Source organism: Arcobacter iocasae, from assembly GCF_042214795.1.
GTDB classification, from domain to species: domain Bacteria; phylum Campylobacterota; class Campylobacteria; order Campylobacterales; family Arcobacteraceae; genus Arcobacter; species Arcobacter iocasae.
In genome coordinates, this window is sequence record NZ_CP090177.1 from 2,579,730 (window position 1) to 2,600,088 (window position 20,359).

General features: G+C 28.9%; 15 protein-coding genes. 2 read left to right on the forward strand and 13 right to left on the reverse strand.

Annotated features, from left to right (window positions below; genetic code table 11):
• Positions 1-7: 7 nt before the first annotated feature.
• The gene (locus tag LXN10_RS12965; RefSeq protein WP_375723414.1) at positions 8-766 is read right to left on the reverse strand and encodes a M48 family metallopeptidase; all 759 of its coding nucleotides are present in this window, start codon (positions 764-766) and stop codon (positions 8-10) included.
• 2 nt (positions 767-768) lie between these two features.
• Positions 769-1,557 carry a DUF3108 domain-containing protein gene (locus tag LXN10_RS12970; protein WP_375723415.1) on the reverse strand — a complete coding sequence of 263 codons (789 nt, stop codon included), beginning with the start codon at positions 1,555-1,557 and terminating at the stop codon, positions 769-771.
• A gap of 72 nt (positions 1,558-1,629) precedes the next feature.
• On the opposite strand from LXN10_RS12970, the gene yddG reads away from it, so the two are divergent.
• Positions 1,630-2,520 (forward strand): aromatic amino acid exporter YddG, encoded by an 891-nt coding sequence (gene yddG / locus LXN10_RS12975; RefSeq protein WP_375723416.1) that lies wholly within the window; start codon positions 1,630-1,632, stop codon positions 2,518-2,520.
• On the opposite strand, the gene LXN10_RS12980 is transcribed toward yddG, so the two are convergent.
• Genes LXN10_RS12980 through LXN10_RS13005 form a run of 6 tightly spaced genes read right to left on the reverse strand, consistent with a single transcriptional unit; the run spans position 2,510 to position 12,551 of the window.
• Positions 2,510-2,953 (reverse strand): YiiD C-terminal domain-containing protein, encoded by a 444-nt coding sequence (locus tag LXN10_RS12980; protein WP_375723417.1) that lies wholly within the window; start codon positions 2,951-2,953, stop codon positions 2,510-2,512. The genes yddG and LXN10_RS12980 overlap by 11 nt on opposite strands.
• Complete coding sequence (locus LXN10_RS12985; protein WP_375723418.1) at positions 2,953-5,073, reverse strand: alpha/beta fold hydrolase; 2,121 nt, start codon at positions 5,071-5,073, stop codon at positions 2,953-2,955. Before LXN10_RS12985 ends, LXN10_RS12980 begins: the two co-directional genes overlap by 1 nt.
• Before the next feature lie 5 nt (positions 5,074-5,078).
• A complete protein-coding gene (locus LXN10_RS12990; protein ID WP_375723419.1) occupies positions 5,079-7,439 on the reverse strand; it encodes an acyl-CoA dehydrogenase in 2,361 nt (786 codons plus the stop codon).
• Positions 7,427-9,547, reverse strand: coding sequence for a 3-hydroxyacyl-CoA dehydrogenase NAD-binding domain-containing protein (locus tag LXN10_RS12995; RefSeq protein ID WP_375723420.1), 2,121 nt, complete (start codon positions 9,545-9,547; stop codon positions 7,427-7,429). The genes LXN10_RS12990 and LXN10_RS12995 overlap by 13 nt, the downstream gene beginning before the upstream one ends.
• Position 9,548: 1 nt before the next feature.
• Positions 9,549-10,820, reverse strand: coding sequence for a thiolase family protein (locus tag LXN10_RS13000; RefSeq protein ID WP_375723421.1), 1,272 nt, complete (start codon positions 10,818-10,820; stop codon positions 9,549-9,551).
• A gap of 9 nt (positions 10,821-10,829) precedes the next feature.
• Positions 10,830-12,551 carry an AMP-dependent synthetase/ligase gene (locus tag LXN10_RS13005; protein ID WP_375723422.1) on the reverse strand — a complete coding sequence of 574 codons (1,722 nt, stop codon included), beginning with the start codon at positions 12,549-12,551 and terminating at the stop codon, positions 10,830-10,832.
• A 386-nt stretch (positions 12,552-12,937) separates the two neighbouring features.
• Here LXN10_RS13005 and LXN10_RS13010 point away from each other — a divergent pair, with 386 nt between their 5' ends.
• Positions 12,938-15,514 carry a bifunctional aconitate hydratase 2/2-methylisocitrate dehydratase gene (locus LXN10_RS13010; protein ID WP_375723423.1) on the forward strand — a complete coding sequence of 859 codons (2,577 nt, stop codon included), beginning with the start codon at positions 12,938-12,940 and terminating at the stop codon, positions 15,512-15,514.
• An 18-nt stretch (positions 15,515-15,532) separates the two neighbouring features.
• On the opposite strand, the gene LXN10_RS13015 is transcribed toward LXN10_RS13010, so the two are convergent.
• The 5 genes from LXN10_RS13015 to LXN10_RS13035 are packed head-to-tail and all read right to left on the reverse strand — an operon-like array spanning position 15,533 to position 20,358.
• A complete protein-coding gene (locus LXN10_RS13015) occupies positions 15,533-16,315 on the reverse strand; it encodes an HAD-IIA family hydrolase (protein WP_375723424.1) in 783 nt (260 codons plus the stop codon).
• On the reverse strand, positions 16,315-17,112 hold the full coding sequence (locus LXN10_RS13020) for a carbohydrate ABC transporter permease (protein ID WP_375723425.1): 798 nt from the start codon (positions 17,110-17,112) through the stop codon (positions 16,315-16,317). The genes LXN10_RS13015 and LXN10_RS13020 overlap by 1 nt, the downstream gene beginning before the upstream one ends.
• 4 nt (positions 17,113-17,116) lie before the next feature.
• Positions 17,117-17,980, reverse strand: coding sequence for a carbohydrate ABC transporter permease (locus LXN10_RS13025; protein WP_375723426.1), 864 nt, complete (start codon positions 17,978-17,980; stop codon positions 17,117-17,119).
• Positions 17,981-17,988: 8 nt separating this feature from the next.
• On the reverse strand, positions 17,989-19,257 hold the full coding sequence (locus tag LXN10_RS13030; RefSeq protein WP_375723427.1) for an ABC transporter substrate-binding protein: 1,269 nt from the start codon (positions 19,255-19,257) through the stop codon (positions 17,989-17,991).
• 27 nt (positions 19,258-19,284) lie between these two features.
• The gene (locus LXN10_RS13035; RefSeq protein WP_129099837.1) at positions 19,285-20,358 is read right to left on the reverse strand and encodes an ABC transporter ATP-binding protein; all 1,074 of its coding nucleotides are present in this window, start codon (positions 20,356-20,358) and stop codon (positions 19,285-19,287) included.
• Position 20,359 lies beyond the last annotated feature (1 nt).

Sequence of the window (20,359 nt, forward strand, 5' to 3'; positions counted from 1 at the left end):
TACAAGATTATTTGGTATTATTTCTTTTAATCTCTTGTATTACTTTTGAAATATCAGCAATTCTTGTACTAGAGTTTGGATGTGTTGAGAAAAACTCAATTGACTCTTTTTTACCACTACTCATATTTTTCCAAAAATTTAATGCTTCATCGATATTATATCCAGCTTTATACATTAGATGTATCCCTATCTCATCAGCTTCACTCTCTTGCATTCTTCCATAAGGTAATAAAACTCCATATTGAGCTCCTACTCCATAAGCTGTGTTAAAGGCATTTGTATATTCTGGCGCTTGAGAACCTAATACAATATTTCCTAATACTTGTACCCCTTGCGCTAACATTCCAGTACTCATTCTTTCAGCCCCATGTCTTGCAAGTGCATGGGCAATCTCATGGGACATTACAGTTGCTAGTTGATCATCATTTTTAGCAACACTTAGTATTCCTGTATAAACTACAACTTTCCCACCTGGAAGACAAAAGGCATTTTTCTCTTTATTATTTACTAGATTAAATTCCCACTTATAATCTTTTCTATTGACTACTTTTGCAATTTTTAGACCTATCTCTTTTACTTTTTTTGATTCTTTTGTATTTGTTATTACTTCAGATTTTTTTAGTGTATCTTCATAAGATTTTTCACCTAAAGCTAATTCTTGATCTTTAGATATTAAAATCATTTGCGATCTATTTGTAAAAGGTGCTTTACTTGTACATCCAACTAGTGAAAAAAATAGAAGTAATACCAAAACATATTTTTTCATTATCATCCTTTGTTTATTTTAAATTTTATCATTTCACCTGTAATATCACCAAAAATAAGTACATCTTTTAAAACTGCTTTATCACAAAAGCCTTCTTTATTTAAAGATATAAAAAGTTCTCCATTTGAACTTGAAAATATTTTTTGATGAATTGAGACTATAAATTTTTTATTTTTAGTATTTAAAGCCTCTTGTAACTCTTTATAAGCTTCATTTTTTGGAATTATTATATCTAATTTTCCATTATCTTTATTTGCACCAATAGCTTTAAAAGCATAACTATTGCCTTTCTCAAAACTTGGAATTACTTGTGTTATATTAAAAAATAGTGATAATAAGTCATTTGTTGCAAAAAAATTTGCAAACTCTTCTGACTCATTAATTTCCCAAGATTCTTTCTTTTTTAAGTTTTCATCATATCTTATATTAAGTTTTCTTTCATATTTTTTAACTAAGATTTGTTTATTTTTATAGTCAAAAAGGTATGTTTTTTTTCTTTTTTTATAATCATTATTGGTAATAGTTATATATTTATTTGGAATAAGTAAATTGTTTTTTATTACTCCTTGGCTTTCATAAAACTCTTCTTTGTTACTACTTAAAAACTTTGCGATACCAGTTGCATAAGCATGGACTTTTATTTTATAAGTATTATTAGGAAGAGTTTCAAGGCTTGTTTTTGCAATACCCAATTCTCCAAAAATACCATAGCTTATTTTATATGTAGCCTCAATAGTTTTTGCATTTGAAAATATAGATAAAAAGATTATAAATATAATTATTTTGTTCATAATTAATTATAACATACAAAGTTTTATACTATTTTCTATTATAATATTTGAAAATTTATGAGGGACTTTTTAATGCAGCATACAAAAGGTAATATTTTAGGTTTATTAACAATATTTTTATGGTCAACACTAGCACTTTTTACAGTATATTCTGGAAACATTCCTCCCTTTGAACTTTTAAGTATCTCTTTTTTTATTGCTTCACTTATTGGAATTTTGATGTTAAAAAAACAAAAAAGAAGTTTTGCAAGTTTGAAAACTGTTCCTCTTAAAGCTTATATAATAGGAGTTAGTGGATTATTTGGGTATCACTTTTTTTATTTTTTAGCAATAAAAAATGCTCCTGCTGTTGAAGCAAACTTATTAAATTATTTATGGCCTTTACTTATTGTTCTTTTTTCAGCTCTTTTACCAAATGAAAAGTTAAAGTGGTTTCATATTGTTGGTACTATTTTAGCTCTGATTGGGGCTTTTTTACTAGTATTAAAAGATGGAAGTTTAGAATTTGATTCAAAATATACTTTAGGCTATCTTTTTGCACTTGCCGCTGCACTTATTTGGTCAAGTTATTCAGTTATATCTAAAACATTGACCCATGTGCCAACCTTTGCTGTAACGGGCTTTTGTATAATAACGGCTATACTCTCTTTTATCGCACACTTAATTTTTGAACAGACTATAACTCCTTCAATTACGGAGCTTTTAGCAGCTATTATGCTAGGATTAGGACCTGTTGGTGGAGCCTTTTATCTGTGGGATTTTGCACTTAAAAATGGTGATATAAAGATACTAGGCTCACTTGCATATCTAGCTCCACTTTTATCAACATTGATTTTAGTACTTGTTGGAGTATCTACAATGACAACATCAATTGCATTAGCTTGTTTATTTATAGTTTTAGGTTCAATTATTAGTTCAAAGCAGTATTTAAAAATAATTATAAATCTAATTTTTAAGCCTTGATAACATAAATTCCATAAAAGTCAACACAGACTTTTCCCTCTTCTATGATTTGAGAATGTATTTTTATTGAGCCACTATTTTTTGTATTTATTTTTATTTGTAAAGTGTTTTGTTCTTCTTCATTTGGAATAAAGGTAGTACAAATAATATCTTTTGTAACTGGTCTTATAAATTTTGTTTCATTTTTAAATATAACTATGCTTGGATTTTCTAGGTTAAATTTTTTTGATAAATAATATGCCATACACCAAGATGAAATTATAGTGATACTATTTAAACTTCCTCCAAAAGCTGTTCCTTTATCATTTACATTAATATCAAGTGGAGCAGTTATAATAAGGCTATTTTCATCTAAATTTTTTAATTCCAATTTCATAAGTTTTGTCATAGGTATTTGTGTATGTATTTTATTTTGTATTTCTTCTATAATCATTATTTGCCTTCTATTTTTTCTATAAATTTAAAAATCTCATCATATAACTCTTTTGTATCATCACCCTTAATAATAACATGATTTTTCCGCTCTAAAATTAGTAAATCTTTTTCTTTAGATTTTATTTTTTCAAATATTTCATAGGCCGATGCAGGATTTACAACGGGGTCATCTTTTCCTTGAATTATCAAAATAGGGCTTTGTATATTTGTAAGATTTTCTCTTGTTTTTACCATTAAATCACTTAATTGCTCTATTGCTTTTATATAAAATTTATCATAATTTATATCTGGATTCTCAGCATGATTATCCACATACTCTTTTGCATAACTATTTGCATGAACACTATTTACTAACTCATTCCAAAAAGAGACAGCTGGAAGTAGGGTTTTGACTCGTATATCATTTAAATGCAAAGCAGTGTTTATACAAATAATTCCAGCAAATTCTATATAAGATTTTTTGGTGCTAAGAAGTGCTAAAAGTCCTCCCGTAGAAAATCCTATAACAAGTACTCTTTTATGTCTTAATGTGGCAAGTATAATTGCTCTTGAAAGGGATAAATACCAATCATTCCAAGTAGTATCTTTTAAGTCTTCGGGAACAGTTCCATGTCCTTTTAGTCTAGGAGAATAAACATTTATCTCTTTACTTCTAACAAACTTGCTTAATTGTTCTACTTCTTTTGGAGAAGATGAAAAACCATGTAAAGTTATAACACAAACATCTGAAATACTGTGATTGTAATATCTTGGTCTTCCTATTTCTTTATCTTTTATATTTGTATAATCTTTAAATTTTTCATAATCAGATTCAAATTCATCATGCTCCTCTTTCTCTAAAGTATCAAGAAGCAGTCTGTCTATCTCTTCTTTTTCTTTTAAAACTAAGTTTTTTGCTAAAATATTTAGTTTATCTATTATTAGTACTTCATTTAAAATAACATGAAGTATATTTTTAAGACGAATTGTATGGTGAGTATAACTATTTAAAAGAGCATTTTTATTTAAAAAATAGTTAATTTTGTCTTCCAAAATAATATTATCTTTTATTGCAATTTTTAAAATATTTTCAAAGGGAAGAAACTCTTCATAGGAAATGAGGTTTATAATATTACTTTCTTGTTCAATATTATAGGAAAATAAGTTTTCTTTAAGTTCTTTCCATAAAAGATAAATCATTCTTTTTAAATGGTTTTTATTAATAGATTTTTTAGGATATAAAAAAATAAGAAGGACAAATATATGGTCAAAGTTTATATTTAAATTTTTATAAATATTGTCCATAAAACGATGTGTTAATTCATATCTATATTTATTTATTATATTATTATGATTCTTCTCTTTTTTATAAATATCTTCCAAAATATCTTGGGTGCTAATAGGTTTTAAAATTTGAATTGTGATTTTTGAATTTAAAACAATATTTGACTCTATTTCTAACTCTTCTAAAAAGTGCTCTCCAATATTACCTACAAATTTTGAAACCATATCAATTAAAAAGTTTTTTCCAGTACGAAGATTTGAATAAGATATATTAATAGGCACAATCATTGTTTCTTCTTTTCTTATATCTTTACACTCATGTATGAAATATTTGTGTTGAAACTTTTTGAAATCTTTTATTTTTTTATTAAAATAATCATCTCTTAGTAGTTGGGAATTTAATGCAAAAAAAGCAGAACCTGTATGTACAACTTGGCAAGTTCCATCTACTTTTACGCAGAAGTGGTTTTTTTGTTTTGATATATCCTTTGCTTTTACCATTAATCCTTCTGGAAAAATCATCCAATCTTTACATCCAGTAATTAAATCTCCAATAATAGTATTATTTCTAAAAGGCGATGATTTTGGCATAGCTCCAATGTCTTTTAAAAAACTTCCAAAATAAGTATTAAATAAGCTATCATCAGCAATAACACCTACTTTTTTATTGGTAAGTTCATATAAAGCATAAGGTACAAGTAGGGCTTCCATTCTTGTAAAATGATTTGCCACAAATATTTTAGGATTGTCTTTTGGAATATTTTCTATTCCTTTTACTTCTATATTTGCATCAAATATTTTTTCTAAAATATTTAGCAAAATACCACTTGAATTTATTAGCAAATCTTTTTTCATCTTTTTTATCTCATTGTTTTATATGTTCTTGCTTTATATGAATCAACTTCTATGATTGATTGTTTAAGCTTATTGGCTTTTTTTAATTTTGATAATTCATCTTTATCAATAATACCTTTTTCTAAAGCTTCTTCAAACATATTTTCTAAAGACTCTTTTTTAATATCACTATTTTTAACTGCAAGTTTAATTTTTATAAATGCTGGTTTTGTTTCATTGTTTAATTCAATAGCTTTTTCTAAGATATTTAATCTATCTTTTGCATCACTTGATACAAATACACTTGAAGTTAACTCTTTTAGATATGCTTCATTTTTTAGATTATTTACAATCTTTTCATTTAATTTATCTGGTGATTTTACACTTAAGGGATTTAGTCTTACAAGTGGCAATAAAACTTTTAGCATAGGAAGATTATATAAGATATTCTCTTTTGCTTTTTGAATCTCTTCAAAGGCATAGTTACATACATAATTAACTAAATCTTTATCTTCTTCTTTAGGATTATTATCAAACTCTCTAAGCGTCGCAGTTATTAAATACATATATGAAAGCATATCCCCAAATCTAGCAGAGATGTTTTCTCTTTTTTTAAGAGCTGGTCCTAAAAGAGCAAGGGCTGTATTACTCAATAATGTAAACTCTGAACTTGCCCAAACAAGTTTTTGTTTGTATCTTTTGAAATTTCCTTGTGTTTTTAAGAAATATCCCCTTGTGAAATAACAAGTAATAGTTTTAGCAAAAGCTTTAACTACAAGTTTTATATGAGAAAAAAATGCTTCATCAAAAGCTTCCACATCATTTTTATTTAAAGCTTGTATCTCTTTATAAATATAAGGATGTGATTTAATTAATCCTTGTCCAAATTGCATCAAATTTCTAGTAAGAATATTTGCACCTTCAACAGTAATAGAAATAGGAAGAGCAAAATATGCATGGGCTAATAGATTTTTTTCACCCCTTATAATTCCACTTCCTCCTACTACATCCATAGAGTCATTTATCACTTCTCTAAATTTTTCTGTTGCATGGTATTTCATAACAGAATTGATAACTCCTGGTCTTACTCCATTATCTATTGCATCAAGGGTATAGTTTCTTGATGCATTTAACATATAAGTAAAGGCTGCAATTTTTGCAATTTTTTCTTCAACACCTTCAAATCTATCAATACTAAGACCAAATTGTTCTCTAATTTGTGAATATGAAGATACTACTTTAAGGGCAAATTTACTTCCTCCTAAAGAGACACTTGGAAGTGATATTCCTCTTCCAATTGAGAGTGATTCAACTAGCATTTGCCAACCAAGTCCTATACCATCAATTCCTCCAATAATATCGTCAATTTCGATAACAACATCTTTACCAAATAAAGGAGAGTTTACAAATGGAATACCAAGTGGATCATGGCGTCTTGAATTATCTATTCCTTTTAATTTAGAATCAAGTAATCCAAATGTAATACCTAAATCTTTCTTTTCACCTAATATTTGCTCTGGGTCATGAAGTTGAAAAGCAATACCTATAAGAGTCGCAATATTTCCTAAGGTTATATATCGTTTTTCAAAATTCAGTTTGATTTTGATTTTTTTATCTTCATCTTTAAATATAACACCACTTGAAGTGATTGAAGTCGCATCACTTCCTGCATTTGGTTCAGTTAGTCCAAAACAAGGAACTTGTCTTCCATTTGCTAAGTCTTCAAGATATCTATCTTTTTGGACTTGTGTTCCATATTTTAAAATCAACTCAGCAGGTCCAAGAGAGTTTGGAACCATAATAGTGATAGCTAATACTTGTGAGCGAGTAACAAGTTTTTCTATTACATGGGAATGGGCAGTTGCAGAAAATCCTAAACCACCATACTCTTTTGGAATAATCATTCCAAAAAACTTTTTATCTTTTATAAACTTCCAAACATCAGGTCTTAAATCTCTATCTTGAAATATTTCCCAATCTGTTGTCATAGAACACAGTTCATTTACTTCATTATCTATAAAATCTTGCTCTTCTTTTGTAAGTTTTGTAACATACTCTTCTTTTATTCTTTTGAAGTTTATATCTGCTTTAAAATAATCAGATTCAACCCAATTTGTTCCAGCTTGAAGGGCTGCTTCTTCTGTAGCAGATATTTTTGGTAATAATCCTTTTTTCATAATAAACTTAACTAAAGGAGAAGTAATAATCTTTATTCTATTTTTTTGTATTATAAAGGTTACTGCTAAAATGGCAAATATAACCCAAAATAAAATATTTGTATCAAAAAATATTAGTGAATATACACCAATAAAACCAAACCATAAAATCAATGGATATGAAAAATATCCAAAAATAATAAGTATAAGTACAAATGCTAATGCTTCCATAATTCTTCCCCTGTTTTAAAATCTTTATTCTCTTTATTTAATTTTTCTAATAATAAACTTGGTTTAAATCTTTCGCCAAAAATTTTTTCATATTTTTTTAGTTCATCTACAACATATGAAATTCCCATGTCATTTGCATAGGCACAAATCCCACCTTTATATGGAGGAAAACCAGTACCTGTAATCATAGCAAAATCTATAATTTTTGGGTCATTTACAATACCTTCTTCCAAACATCTTGAGGCTTCATTTACCATAATAAACATACATCGTTCAATTATTTCTTTTTCATTAAATGCCTTTTTATTTGTTGAAAGTAGTTTTGTAACTTCATCATTTACTTCCAAATTTTTTGAACTATATAAATAAAATCCTTTTTTATTCTTTTTACCTAATAGTTTTAAATCCTTATAAACCTTTGTAAGGATTGGAGCAATAGCCATTCGTGAACCATATGATTCATTTAATATACTTGCTACTTTAAAACCAATATCAATACCAACCGTATCTGCTAAAGTAAAAGGTCCCATTGGTAAACCAAAATCTTTTAGAATCTTATCTATTGTTTTTATATCAGAACCCTCTTCAAGAATAAAAGCAGCTTCATTTAAATATGGAAGTAAAATACGATTTACAATAAATCCTGCACAATCTCCTACTACTATTGGAGTTTTTCCACAAGAAGTCAATAACTCAATCACCCGATTTATAGTCTTCTTAGATGTATGTGATGATGGAATTACTTCAACTAAGGGCATAATATTTACAGGATTAAAAAAATGAATTCCTATAAAATTCTTTTTATTTTTAAGTTCACTTCCAAGTTTTTCTATGGAAATAGAAGAGGTATTTGTCGCAATTATTGAGTCTTTATCAAGTACATTTTCAAGCTCATAAAAGGCTTCTTTTTTTGCTTTTTCATCTTCTATAATAGCTTCAAGAGCAAGTTGAGTTTGCCCTAAGCCATTAAATTTATCTGTGTATGAGATTTTATTTAATTTAAAATCAACTTTATTTTGACTCATGCTTCTTCTTTTTATAGAACTATCATAGAGTTTTGCCACATCACTTATGATGTCATGGGCTTGTTCTATTTTTCTTATTTTGATTCTTATATCACTTAAAAATTTGCTAAATAACCAAATAATTCCTTTTCCCATTACTCCATTTCCTAAAACTGCTACATTTGAAATTGGAGTTTGTGTTTTTTCGTAATTTTTATTTAGTTTTTCAAACATGAAAAAAAGTTCTATCATATACTTAGACTCTTTTGTTGCTGCTAGCTGTGAAAAAGCTCTGGCTTCTATATCAATTCCTTTTTCAAAGCTTTCAATAAAAGTATTTTGTATAACTTCTAAAGCAGTATACGGTGCTTTAAAATCTCTATTTACTTTTTTCTCTATTCCTTGTAATGATTTTTTGTAAATGTATGCTCTTGTGAAAGAAAATTTTTCCATAAAATTATTTACAAAAGGTAGTTTTTTTCTTTGAACTTTGTTTTCAAGAACTTTTGTAATAAACTCTTTTAACTTAAACTCTTTTTGTCCATTATCAAATATTTCATCCACAAGTCCCATTTTTAATGCTTTTTTAGCATCATGGTTTTTACCCGTTAAAATCATCTCAAGGGCAGTTATAAGCCCTACAAGTTTTGGGGCTCTTTGTGTTCCCCCAAGACCTGGGAAAAATCCAAGTTTTATCTCAGGAAAGGCTAATTTTGTTTTTTCATTTGTAGTAGCAACTCTATATTTACAACATAAAGCAAGTTCTAAACCTCCACCCATACAAGCTCCATTGATATAGGCTATTGTTGGTATACTTAAGGCTTCTAGTTTATTTAAGATATTATCACCTTTTGTGATTTGCTCATAAACTTCTTCTTCTGTACTCATAGCCTCTATCTCTTTAATATCAGCACCTGCAATAAAAATTGAAGGTTTTGCACTATCAATAATAAGTGCTTTTATCTCTTTGTTTTGTTTTATTTCATCTAATGCACTATCCAGTTCGCTTAATACTTCAAAAGATAACTTATTTGCTTTTGAATTTTTTAAATCAAAGGTTAGTGTCGCAATATTATTTGTTATTTCTAAAATTAAATTATTCATTTTATACCTCCAATAAAAAACTTGCACCTTGACCACCACCAACACAAAGTGTAGCAAGACCAGTTTTTAAACCTTTTCTTTTTAATTCTTTTATTGTATGAAGTACAATTCTAGCTCCACTCATACCAACTGGATGTCCAATTGCAATTGCTCCACCATTTACATTTAATATCTCTTCATTTATTTCACCAAGGGGGTCACTATTAAATTCTTTTTTGCAAAAACTTTTTGATTTAAAAGCTTCAAGGTTTGCAATAACTTGTGCTGCAAAGGCTTCATTTAGTTCTATTAAATCTATATCTTTTAATGTTGTGCCTGTTTTATTAAAAAGTTTTTTGGTAGCAAAGATTGGACCTAAACCCATTTTGTGAGCATCTAGACCTGCATAGGCATAATCTTTTATAAAACCAATTGGCTCAAGACCTAATTCTTTTGCTTTTGATTCAGTACAAAGTATCATCATACAAGCACCATCAGAAACTTGAGAAGAGTTTCCAGCTGTTACAGTTCCATTTCTATCAAATATTGGTTTTAGTTTGCTTAGTGCTTCAATTGTTTGGTTAAATCTTATTCCATCATCATCTTGGATTGAAGAATCCTTTGTCATGATAGGGTGTATTTCATCATTTAAAATTCCACTTTCTATTGCTTTTTGTGCTTTTAGGTGTGATTGAAGTGCATATTCATCTTGGGCTTGTCGACTAATTTTAAACTCATTTGCCAAATTTTCGGCAGTGATTCCCATTATTTTCCCAGAAATCGGGTCAGTTAATCCCGAAATTAATCCAATGGTAGGTTTTAAAAAACTAAGTCGAAAAGTTGTAAGAAGGTTTAACTTAGCAGATGCAGTTTTTGCATAGGTAAATTTTGTCATAAAATCTTTGAATTGATTTGAAAATAGTAAGGGAATATTACTCATGGATTCAACTCCACCAGCTAGATATATTTCCCCTTGATTTGTATATATTTTTTCTATAGCACTAGATAGGGCTTGCATACCAGAAGCGCAGTTTCTATGAACTGTATAAGCAATGGTTTTTTTAGGAAACCCAGCTCTCATAGCTAGAACTCTTGCAATATTTGCTGCATTTGCTGGTTGGGCAACATTTCCAATAATAACTTCATCAAAATCATCATAAGGAATATTGTTTCTAAGAACTAACTCTTTTGCAATAATAGCTCCTAAGCTATCTGCTCCCACATGATTTAGTTTGCCATTTGCTTTTGCAACTGGGCTTCTTAATCCATCAATTATTGCTATTCTTTCATTCATTTTAAGCTCCTAATACATACTTTGGATTTCATCTTTATATTTTACTTCAATAGCTTCCCTACAAACTTTCATAGAAGGAGTCAATTCTCCACCTTCTATAGTAGCACTGTTTGTTATAAGTTTGAACTTTATAATTTTCTCCCATTTGTTTAATTTATTATTTAATATATCTATATGCTTTTGTATAGCTTGATGTATTCTTGTTTGATTGTAGTATTCTTCTATTGTTAGGTTATTTGTTTTTTTGTATTGTTCATATTTTTCTTGATCTACAAAAAGTAGGGCAGTTGTATATTTTTTATTATTTGAGATTAATACTGCAAACTCTATGTATTTGTTTTTTGATAACTCTTGTTCAATTGGAATTGCATTTACATACTCTCCAGTAGAAGTTTTAAATATATCTTTTATTCTACTTTTTATGTAAATATATCCATCTTCATCTATAGTGGCAACATCACCTGTGTGAAGCCAACCATTTTTATCAATTGTTTTTTTAGTTAGTTCTTCATTATTTAAATAACCTTTCATCAAAGAAGGTCCTTTTACTAAAAGTTCATCATTTTCAATCTTAACTTCTGCCGTTGGCATTGCTTTACCAGAAGTACCCACACGATTTGCCCCAGGATAATTTGTAGAAATAACTGGGGAAAACTCAGTCATACCATATCCTTGATATAGTGGAACTCCAATATTTAAGAAAAATTGATAGATGTTTTTTTCTAAAGGAGCACCTCCTGAGACTAACCACTTGATTCTTCCACCAAATATTTCTCTAAATTTTGAATAAACAAGTTTGTTAAAAAGTTTAAATAAGATTGAGTCTTTATTTATATTCTCTTTTAGTGCATAGTGAAAAGCAAAAGAAGCAATGATTCTACTAATAAAAGGTTTATCAGATATATTTGTTTTTATTTTGTAATATATTTTTTCTAAAAGTCTTGGTACTACAGTCATCATTGTTGGACGGACTGTTTTCATCAAAGTTGCTACATTTGTAATATCATCTATAAAGTAAATAGAAACACCCCTTGAAATATAATAACTCATAACAGCTCTTTCAAAAATATGAGCAAGGGGAAGTATTGATAAAATGACTTCTTTTTTATCTAATTGAATTAACTCGTTTATATCTTTTACTTGGGAAATTATATTTTTATGACTTAGAATAACACCTTTGGGATCACCCGTATTTCCACTTGTATATACAATAGAAAATATATCCTCTTCTTTTGGTTTATGCTCTACATATTCAAGTCTATTACAAATCTCTTTTCCCATAACTATTATTTCATCTAAGTTGTAGTAGTTTTTCTCTTTTATACAAAAATTGTGGGTGATGAAAATAATCTCTTCTTTTATGTCATTTATTCTATTTATATCATCTATAAAGATATATTTACATTGTGAATCTTTTAATTCAAAATTTAAATTTTTTGTTGAAATATTTGCAAATATTGGAACAGATATTGCTCCTAGTTGTTGAAGAGCGAAATCAAATATCAACCAAAAAGGAGATGATTTTGAAAAAATAGCAACCATAGTGCCTTTTTTTATGCCCAAGTTTTGTAAAGCAGCACATAAGCAAATTACTTTTTCTTTGAATTGCAATGCTGATATTGATTCATATTTATTATTAGCATTTATAAAGTTTAGTAAAGTAGGATTATCATATGTAGTTGTTAGATAATCAAACATTTCATTATAAGTAGAAAATCTATATGGATTCATGACTTAATCCTTAACTAATATAACAATATTGTATCATTATAACAAAAAAATAACAGAAATGTTTTAATTAATAATTATATTTAAGATGAATATAACATTTATAGTTAAAGTTGAAAATTAAGTTTATATTGTACAAAAAATGTACAATAAGATAATTGAAGCACAAAACATAGACAAGTGTTAAAAAAACACCATAAAAAAATTAATACAATTTTAAACGCAAGAGCTTGATAAAAACCCTATAATAAGCATAGTTAAGCTATATATAAGTTTTTTTTGTAACTTATATATACACAAATAAAACTTGTACAATTCATATCAGGAATTGTACATTAATCCGCTTTGGTATATGTTATAATCAAATACAAATTACTTAGGAGATATATATGAGTTTAATCGCTGATTATAAAGCACATACGCAAGAGAGACTTAATGAAGGTGGTCTTCCTCCATTGGCATTGACTGCTGATCAAACGGCACAATTGGTTGAACTATTAAAAGCAAATACTGTAGAAGATTCAGATTACGCATTAGATATGTTTAAAAATAAAATTAACCCAGGTGTAGACGATGCTGCATATGTAAAAGCTGCATTTTTAAATGATGTAGTACAAGGTAACGTTACATGTTCTGTGATTTCTAAAAGTGAAGCAATTGAAATTTTAGGAAAAATGATGGGTGGATTTAATGTACTTCCATTAATAGAAGCATTAAAAGTAGAAGAAACTGCAGCAGATGCAGCAAAAGAATTAAAAAATACAATTTTAGTATATGATTCATTTAATGATGTAAAAGATTTAGCTGATTCTGGAAACAAATATGCTAAAGAGATTATTGAATCATGGGCAAATGGTGAATGGTTTACAAACAAGCCAGCACTAGAAGAAGAGATTACTTTAACAGTTTATAAAATTCCTGGTGAAACAAATACAGATGATTTATCTCCTGCAACTGTAGCATTTACAAGAGCTGATATTCCATTACATGCAACTGCAATGTTACAATCAAAAATGGAAAAACCATTAGAAAAAATGGCTGAACTTAAAGAAAAAGGACATCCATTAGCATACGTTGGTGATGTTGTTGGAACAGGAAGTTCAAGAAAATCAGGTATTAACTCAGTTCAATGGCATATGGGTAGAGATATTCCAGGTGTTCCTAATAAAAGAACAGGTGGGGTTGTTATTGGTTCTATTATTGCTCCTATTTTCTTCAACACAGCAGAAGATTCAGGATGTTTACCAATTCAAGCAGATGTTGATGCTTTAGAAACTGGTGATGTTATTACTGTAAAACCTTTTGCTGGACAAATTTTAAAAGATGGTAAAGTTGTTTCTGAATTTACTTTGTCTCCAAATACATTAACAGATGAAATGAGAGCAGGTGGAAGAATTCCATTAATTATTGGTAAAGGATTGACTGCAAAAGCTAGAGAAGCTTTAGGTTTAGAGGCATCTGATTTATTTATTACTGCATCTCAACCAGCTGCAAGTACAAATGGATATACACAAGCTCAAAAAATGGTAGGAAGAGCGTGTGGTGTTGAAGGTGTTAAACCAGGTATGTATGTTGAGCCAATTTGTACAACTGTTGGATCACAAGATACAACTGGACCTATGACTAGAGATGAGATTAAAGAACTTGCTGCACTATCTTTTGGTGCTGATATGGTTATGCAATCATTCTGTCATACAGCAGCTTATCCAAAACCATCAGATATTAACTTACAACATACACTTCCTGAATTTATTACTTCAAGAGCGGGTGTTACTTTAAGACCAGGTGATGGTGTTATTCACTCATGGTTAAATAGATTATGTTTACCAGATACTGTTGGTACTGGTGGAGATTCTCATACAAGATTCCCAATTGGTATCTCATTCCCAGCTGGTTCTGGTCTTGTTGCATTTGCAGGAGTTACTGGTATGATGCCTTTAACTATGCCTGAATCTGTACATGTTAAATTTGTTGGTGAATTACAACCAGGAATTACATTAAGAGATTTAGTTAATGCTATTCCTTATCAAGCTATTCAAGATGGTCTTTTAACAGTTCCTAAGAAAAATAAAAAGAATATCTTTGCAGGTAATGTAATTGAAATTTCTGGTCTTCCACAACTTAAAGTTGAGCAAGCATTTGAATTATCAGATGCAGCAGCAGAAAGAAGTGCAGCAGCTTGTTCTATTCAATTAGATAAAGAACCAATTATTGAGTACTTATCTTCAAATATTGCTTTAATTGAAAAAATGATTGAAGAAGGTTACCAAGACGCTAGAACTTTACAAAGAAGAGCTGATAAAATGAAAGAATGGATTGCTAATCCAGAATTAATCACTCCAGATGCAGATGCAGAGTATTTAGCAACTATTGAAATCAATTTAAATGAAATTACTGAGCCAATTTTAGCTTGTCCTAATGATCCAGATGATGTTGATACATTAACAAACATCTTAAATGATCCAAATAGACCAACTGAAAAAATTGATGAAGTATTTGTTGGTTCTTGTATGACAAATATTGGATTATTTAGAGCTTTAGGTGAAGTACTTAAAGGTGAAGGTCCAGTACCAACTAAATTATGGGTTGCACCACCAACAAAAATGGATCAACAACAATTAACTGAAGAGGGTTATTACTCAATCTTTGGAGCAGCAGGTGCAAGACTTGAAATTCCAGGATGTTCATTATGTATGGGTAACCAAGCAAATGTTGGACAAGGTTCAATTGTATTCTCAACAAGTACAAGAAACTTTGATAACAGACTTGGAAAAGATTCTAAAGTTTATTTAGGTTCTGCAGAAGTTGCAGCATTAGCAGCACTTTTAGGAAGACTTCCAACTAAAGAAGAATACCTTGATATGGTTCCTAAAAAAATCACTCCTGAAAAAAGAGATGATATTTATAAATATTTAAATTTCCACTTATTATCAGGTGATGAATTAACTAACTTAGTTCACTCTTAATAGATATGCAAAGAGGTTTTACCTCTTTGCTTCTTTTATTTTCTCTTTCAATTCTATCAAAGATTTAAAAATCATAAAATCAAAATCAAGTGTATCAGATGGTAATTTATTACCTGAATTTATCCAACCAGCAGATATATTTGCATTTTTTGCTCCTAAAATATCAGTTTCAAAAGTATCACCAATCATAAGAGTTTCAGAGTTTTCTTTGCCAAATTTAGACAGTATTGTATTAAAACCATAAGGACTTGGTTTACCTATAACTTGAACCATTTTTTTAGTATACTCTTCAATTATATCAATCAAAACTCCACACTCTAACTCAAAGCCATCTTTTACAGGAATTAGTTTATCTGGATTGGCTGCTATTATTTGTGTATTTTCACCTATTATATTAATAGTATTTGATATATCTTTTAATGTAATGTTATTTTCCATCCCAAGTATTACTATATCAGGATTTTTATCATTTCTTTTATATTTCTCATATAGATTTTCTTGTAACTGTTTACTTCCTAGAACATAAATATTATCTAGCTTATTTTCAAATAAATAGTGTTCAATTAGTTTTGTTGTAGTGAAAATATTTTTTTCACTTACATCAACACCACAAGTTAAGAGTTTTGCTTTATATCTGTGAATTTTATAATTGGAGTTGTTAGTAAAAAAACAGTATTGAATATTTTCTTTATTCAAATAATCAATTATATCTTTTGTTCCCTCTAAACTTTGTTCTTGTCTATAAAATACCCCATCTAAATCAAATATAATAAAAGTAATATTTTTTAAAGCTTCGTACATTATTTTATTCCTGTATGTAAAAATGAATTAACAAACTGTTTTTGAAAAATCAAGAATGCTAATAATAAAGGTGCAACCGATATCAAAGTTGCTGCTGATATTGTAGACCATTGAACTCCCGATTCAGGAGCTGCAAATATTGCTAATCCAACTGTAAGGGGTTTTACATTGTTTGAATTTGCAATAATAAGTGGCCATAAAAAATTATTCCAATGATAAGAAACAGACACTAAAGCATAAGCTAAATATGTAGGCTTCGAAAGAGGAATATAAACTCTAAATAAAATCCCTATTGGAGAACATCCTTCCATTTTAGCTGCTTCATCAAGCTCATTTGGTATAGTTTTAAATGTTTGTCTTAAAAGAAATATTCCAAAAGCTGAAGCAATATAAGGTAATGCCATTCCCCATGTTGTATCTACTAAATTAAAATATGAAATAGTTTTATAATTTTCTAAAATCAAATTTTCTGGCATAATCATTAGTTGAATGAGTACTAGAAAAAAAGCAACATTTTTTCCATAAAATTCAAATTTTGCAAAAGCATATGCAGCAAGGGTACATAATATCATTTGACCTATTAATATAATTGTAACTAAAGTAAATGTATTTATCAAATAGTGTAAAAATGGTGCCTGATTCCAAGCATCATAAAAACTTTGAACACTTAAAGGTGCAAATAAATCAAAATTTGCAGAGTATTGTTCCGTATGAAAAGCAGCCCAAAAAGTATAAAATAAGGGAAGTATCCATATAAGGGCTAAAGTATAAGTTGATATCTTTTGTAATAATTTCATGTTTCTACTTGTAGTGAATTTTTTTCTCAATTAATCCAAATTGAATTAATGAAATAATGATTAAAATTGAAAGTAACACAATAGTAAGTGTTGCTGCATATGAATAATCAAAAAATGAAAAGGCAACATCATAAATATAATATAGTAATAAATTTGAGGCATTATCTGGACCACCTTTTGTAAGTATAAACAGATGGTCAATCATCTTAAATGAGTTAATCAAAGCATTAATCATAACAAAAAAGGTTGTAGGCATCAAAAGAGGAAAAGTAACTTTTGTAAATGTCATCCATGAAGATGAACCCTCAATTTTTGCAGCTTCGTATAACTCTTTTGGTATACCTTGAAGTGCTGCTAGATAAAATATCATAAAAAATCCTGCCTCTTTCCATACAGTCATAACTATAGTTGAACCTAAAACTAAATCTCTATCTCCTAAAAAATTGTATTCATTAAATCCAAAGTAGTGAAGAACTTGATTTATTAAACCAATTTCGGGAGCATAAAAAAACAGCCAAATATTTGCAACTGCAACCATAGGTAAAATTGTAGGAGTAAAATATGCAAGTCTTACAATTGATCTAGCTTTTATTTTTTCTTGAACAAAAATTGCCATTGCTAAAGCTATCATGATTGATAGAGGAACTGTTGTTAGTGAAAAATAAAGTGTATTTTTTAGCGTTTGTATAAATATTGGATCATGTATCATATACTCATAGTTATCAAGCCCAATAAATCTTCTGGGCTTGAGTACTGTTTGATTAGAAAAAAATGAGTTAATAAATGTTGTTACAGTTGGATAATGTGTAAATGCAACAATTAAAATAAATCCAGGTAATAACAATAACCAACCGTAAACATGTCTCATAATCTTCCTTATTTATAATCTTTTAATAATCTTGTTGCTTGGTTTTGAGCATCATCTAATGCATCTTTAGCACTTTTTTTATCTGTTAATACAGCTTGAATAGAGTCATCTAATATTTTTCTAACTCTTCCTGTTTGATAAGTTGATAATTCAGCAGTTGCAAAGTCTAATTGATCTCTTGCAACTTTTGCAGGAGGAAACTCTTCAACATATTTTTTAAGTGCAGGTGTTTCATAAGCAGCTTTTGAAATACCAATATAACCAGTCCCTATTGACCATTTTGCAGAATTCTCAGGGCTAGTCATAAATTTGATTAGTTTTAAAGAAGCTTCTTTTTGTTTTGGAGTTGTATTTTTAAACACATAAAAGTTTCCTCCCCCTGTTGGAGTTCCTCTCATTTCTTTTGCTGGTAACATAGCAACACCAAAGTCAAAAGTTGCATTTTTCTTAACAGCTGTTAAATTACCAGTTGAGTGCCACATCATAGCAGTCTTACCACTTAAGAAATTTTTTCTAAGTGTTCCCCATTCAATTGTACCTTCTGGCATAATTTTATATTTACTTGATAAGTCTTTCCAATATTGTAATGCTTCAACAACTTTTGGATTATTGAAATAAGTTTTTGTTCCTTCTCCATTCATAAGAACTTCACCATTTTGTTTAGCAAGTGCTCCAAACATCCAATATGGATAACCAGTTGAAGGAATCATAACTCCCCATTGTTTATCATTTGTAAGTTTTTTACCCATTGAAATCATTTCATCCCAGTTTTTTGGTGGTTTGTTTGGATCTAAACCTACTTTTTTAAATGCATCTTTGTTATAATACATTACAATGGTAGATCGTTGAAAAGGGATACCCCAAACTTTCCCTAAAGTTGTACCATTTTCCATTAAAGCTGGATAAAAGCTTTTTAGCCATTTTTTATCTTCTTGGGATTTTGCAAGGTCAGAGAAAGAGACAATGGCATCTTGTTCAATTAAGTCGTAAATATCAATAGAGAACATTACGGCTAATTGAGCAGGTTCTCCAGCTTTTAAAGCTGCAAGTGATTTAATTCTAGCATCATTATAGTTACCAGCATATATCGCTTTTACATCAATATCTGGATTTTGTTTTTCAAAATCATTAACCATAGAATCAACTATTTTTGTTAATGGCCCACCCACAGATACAGGATAATACATTGTTAGTTTTGTTTTATCTGCATTTGCACTAGTTAGCAAACTTGCACCTATAACACTATACATAGCAACTTTTTTCATAAGTTTTAACATTTTATTTCCTATTATTAAAAATACTATTTAAGATAAGATTTCTCTTCTCTCACCAAAAGAATCAAAAAAATTAATCTTTGATTCCTGCCAATTTACCCAAACCCTATCCCCAGTTTGATAACTATTTTTTTTATCACTTCGCACTAAAATTGGTTTTTCTAAGTCATTATTAAGTGTTTGAATACCCAATATTGTGTCAGAGCCATGATAGTCTTGAAAAACAACTTTTGCTTCTATACCTTGATCTTTTTCTACAAAGAAAATATCTTCAGGTCTTATACCAAAGTAATTTGTTTTATTGGAAATACGGTTTGAGTAAGTAGATTTAAACTCTTGGTCATCTATATAGATTTGTGTACCTTCTTTTTTTACTTTTATTATGTTCATAGGTGGAGTTCCTATAAACTTGCCCACAAAAGTGGAAGCAACATTTTCATACAATTCTTGTGGTGTTCCTTGTTGTTCTATTTCTCCTTTATTTAATAAAATAATATGGTCAGCCATACTCATAGCTTCTGTTTGGTCATGGGTTACATATAAAACTGTCATTTTTAGTTGTTGCTGTAGTTTTTTTATCTCTATTCTCATCTCATTTCTTAATTTTGCATCAAGATTTGATAGGGGTTCATCCATAAGACATATTTTATTTTTTGCTACAAAAGCACGAGCTAATGCAACTCGTTGTTTTTGACCACCTGATAATTGTGAGGGCTTATTATCCAATAATCCTTCAAGACCTACAAGTTTTACAACTTTTTTCAACCTTTTTTCTTGGGTTTGTTTAGGTACTTTTCTTACCTTTAATCCAAAAAGAATATTTTCTTCTACACTTAAGTGAGGGAATAAAGCATAAGATTGAAATACCATAGAGATACCTCTTTTAGAAGATTGTAGTTTTGATACATCTTTTCCATCTATTAAAATTTCACCTGAGCTTATCTCTTCAAGTCCTGCAATCATTCTTAAAGTGGTAGATTTTCCACATCCTGAAGGTCCTAATAAAACTGTAAAACTCTCTTCTTTTATTGTAAAGTTTAAATTTTCTATAATTATTTTTTCTTCATATTTTTTTGTTATATTTTTTAATTGTATTGATGACATT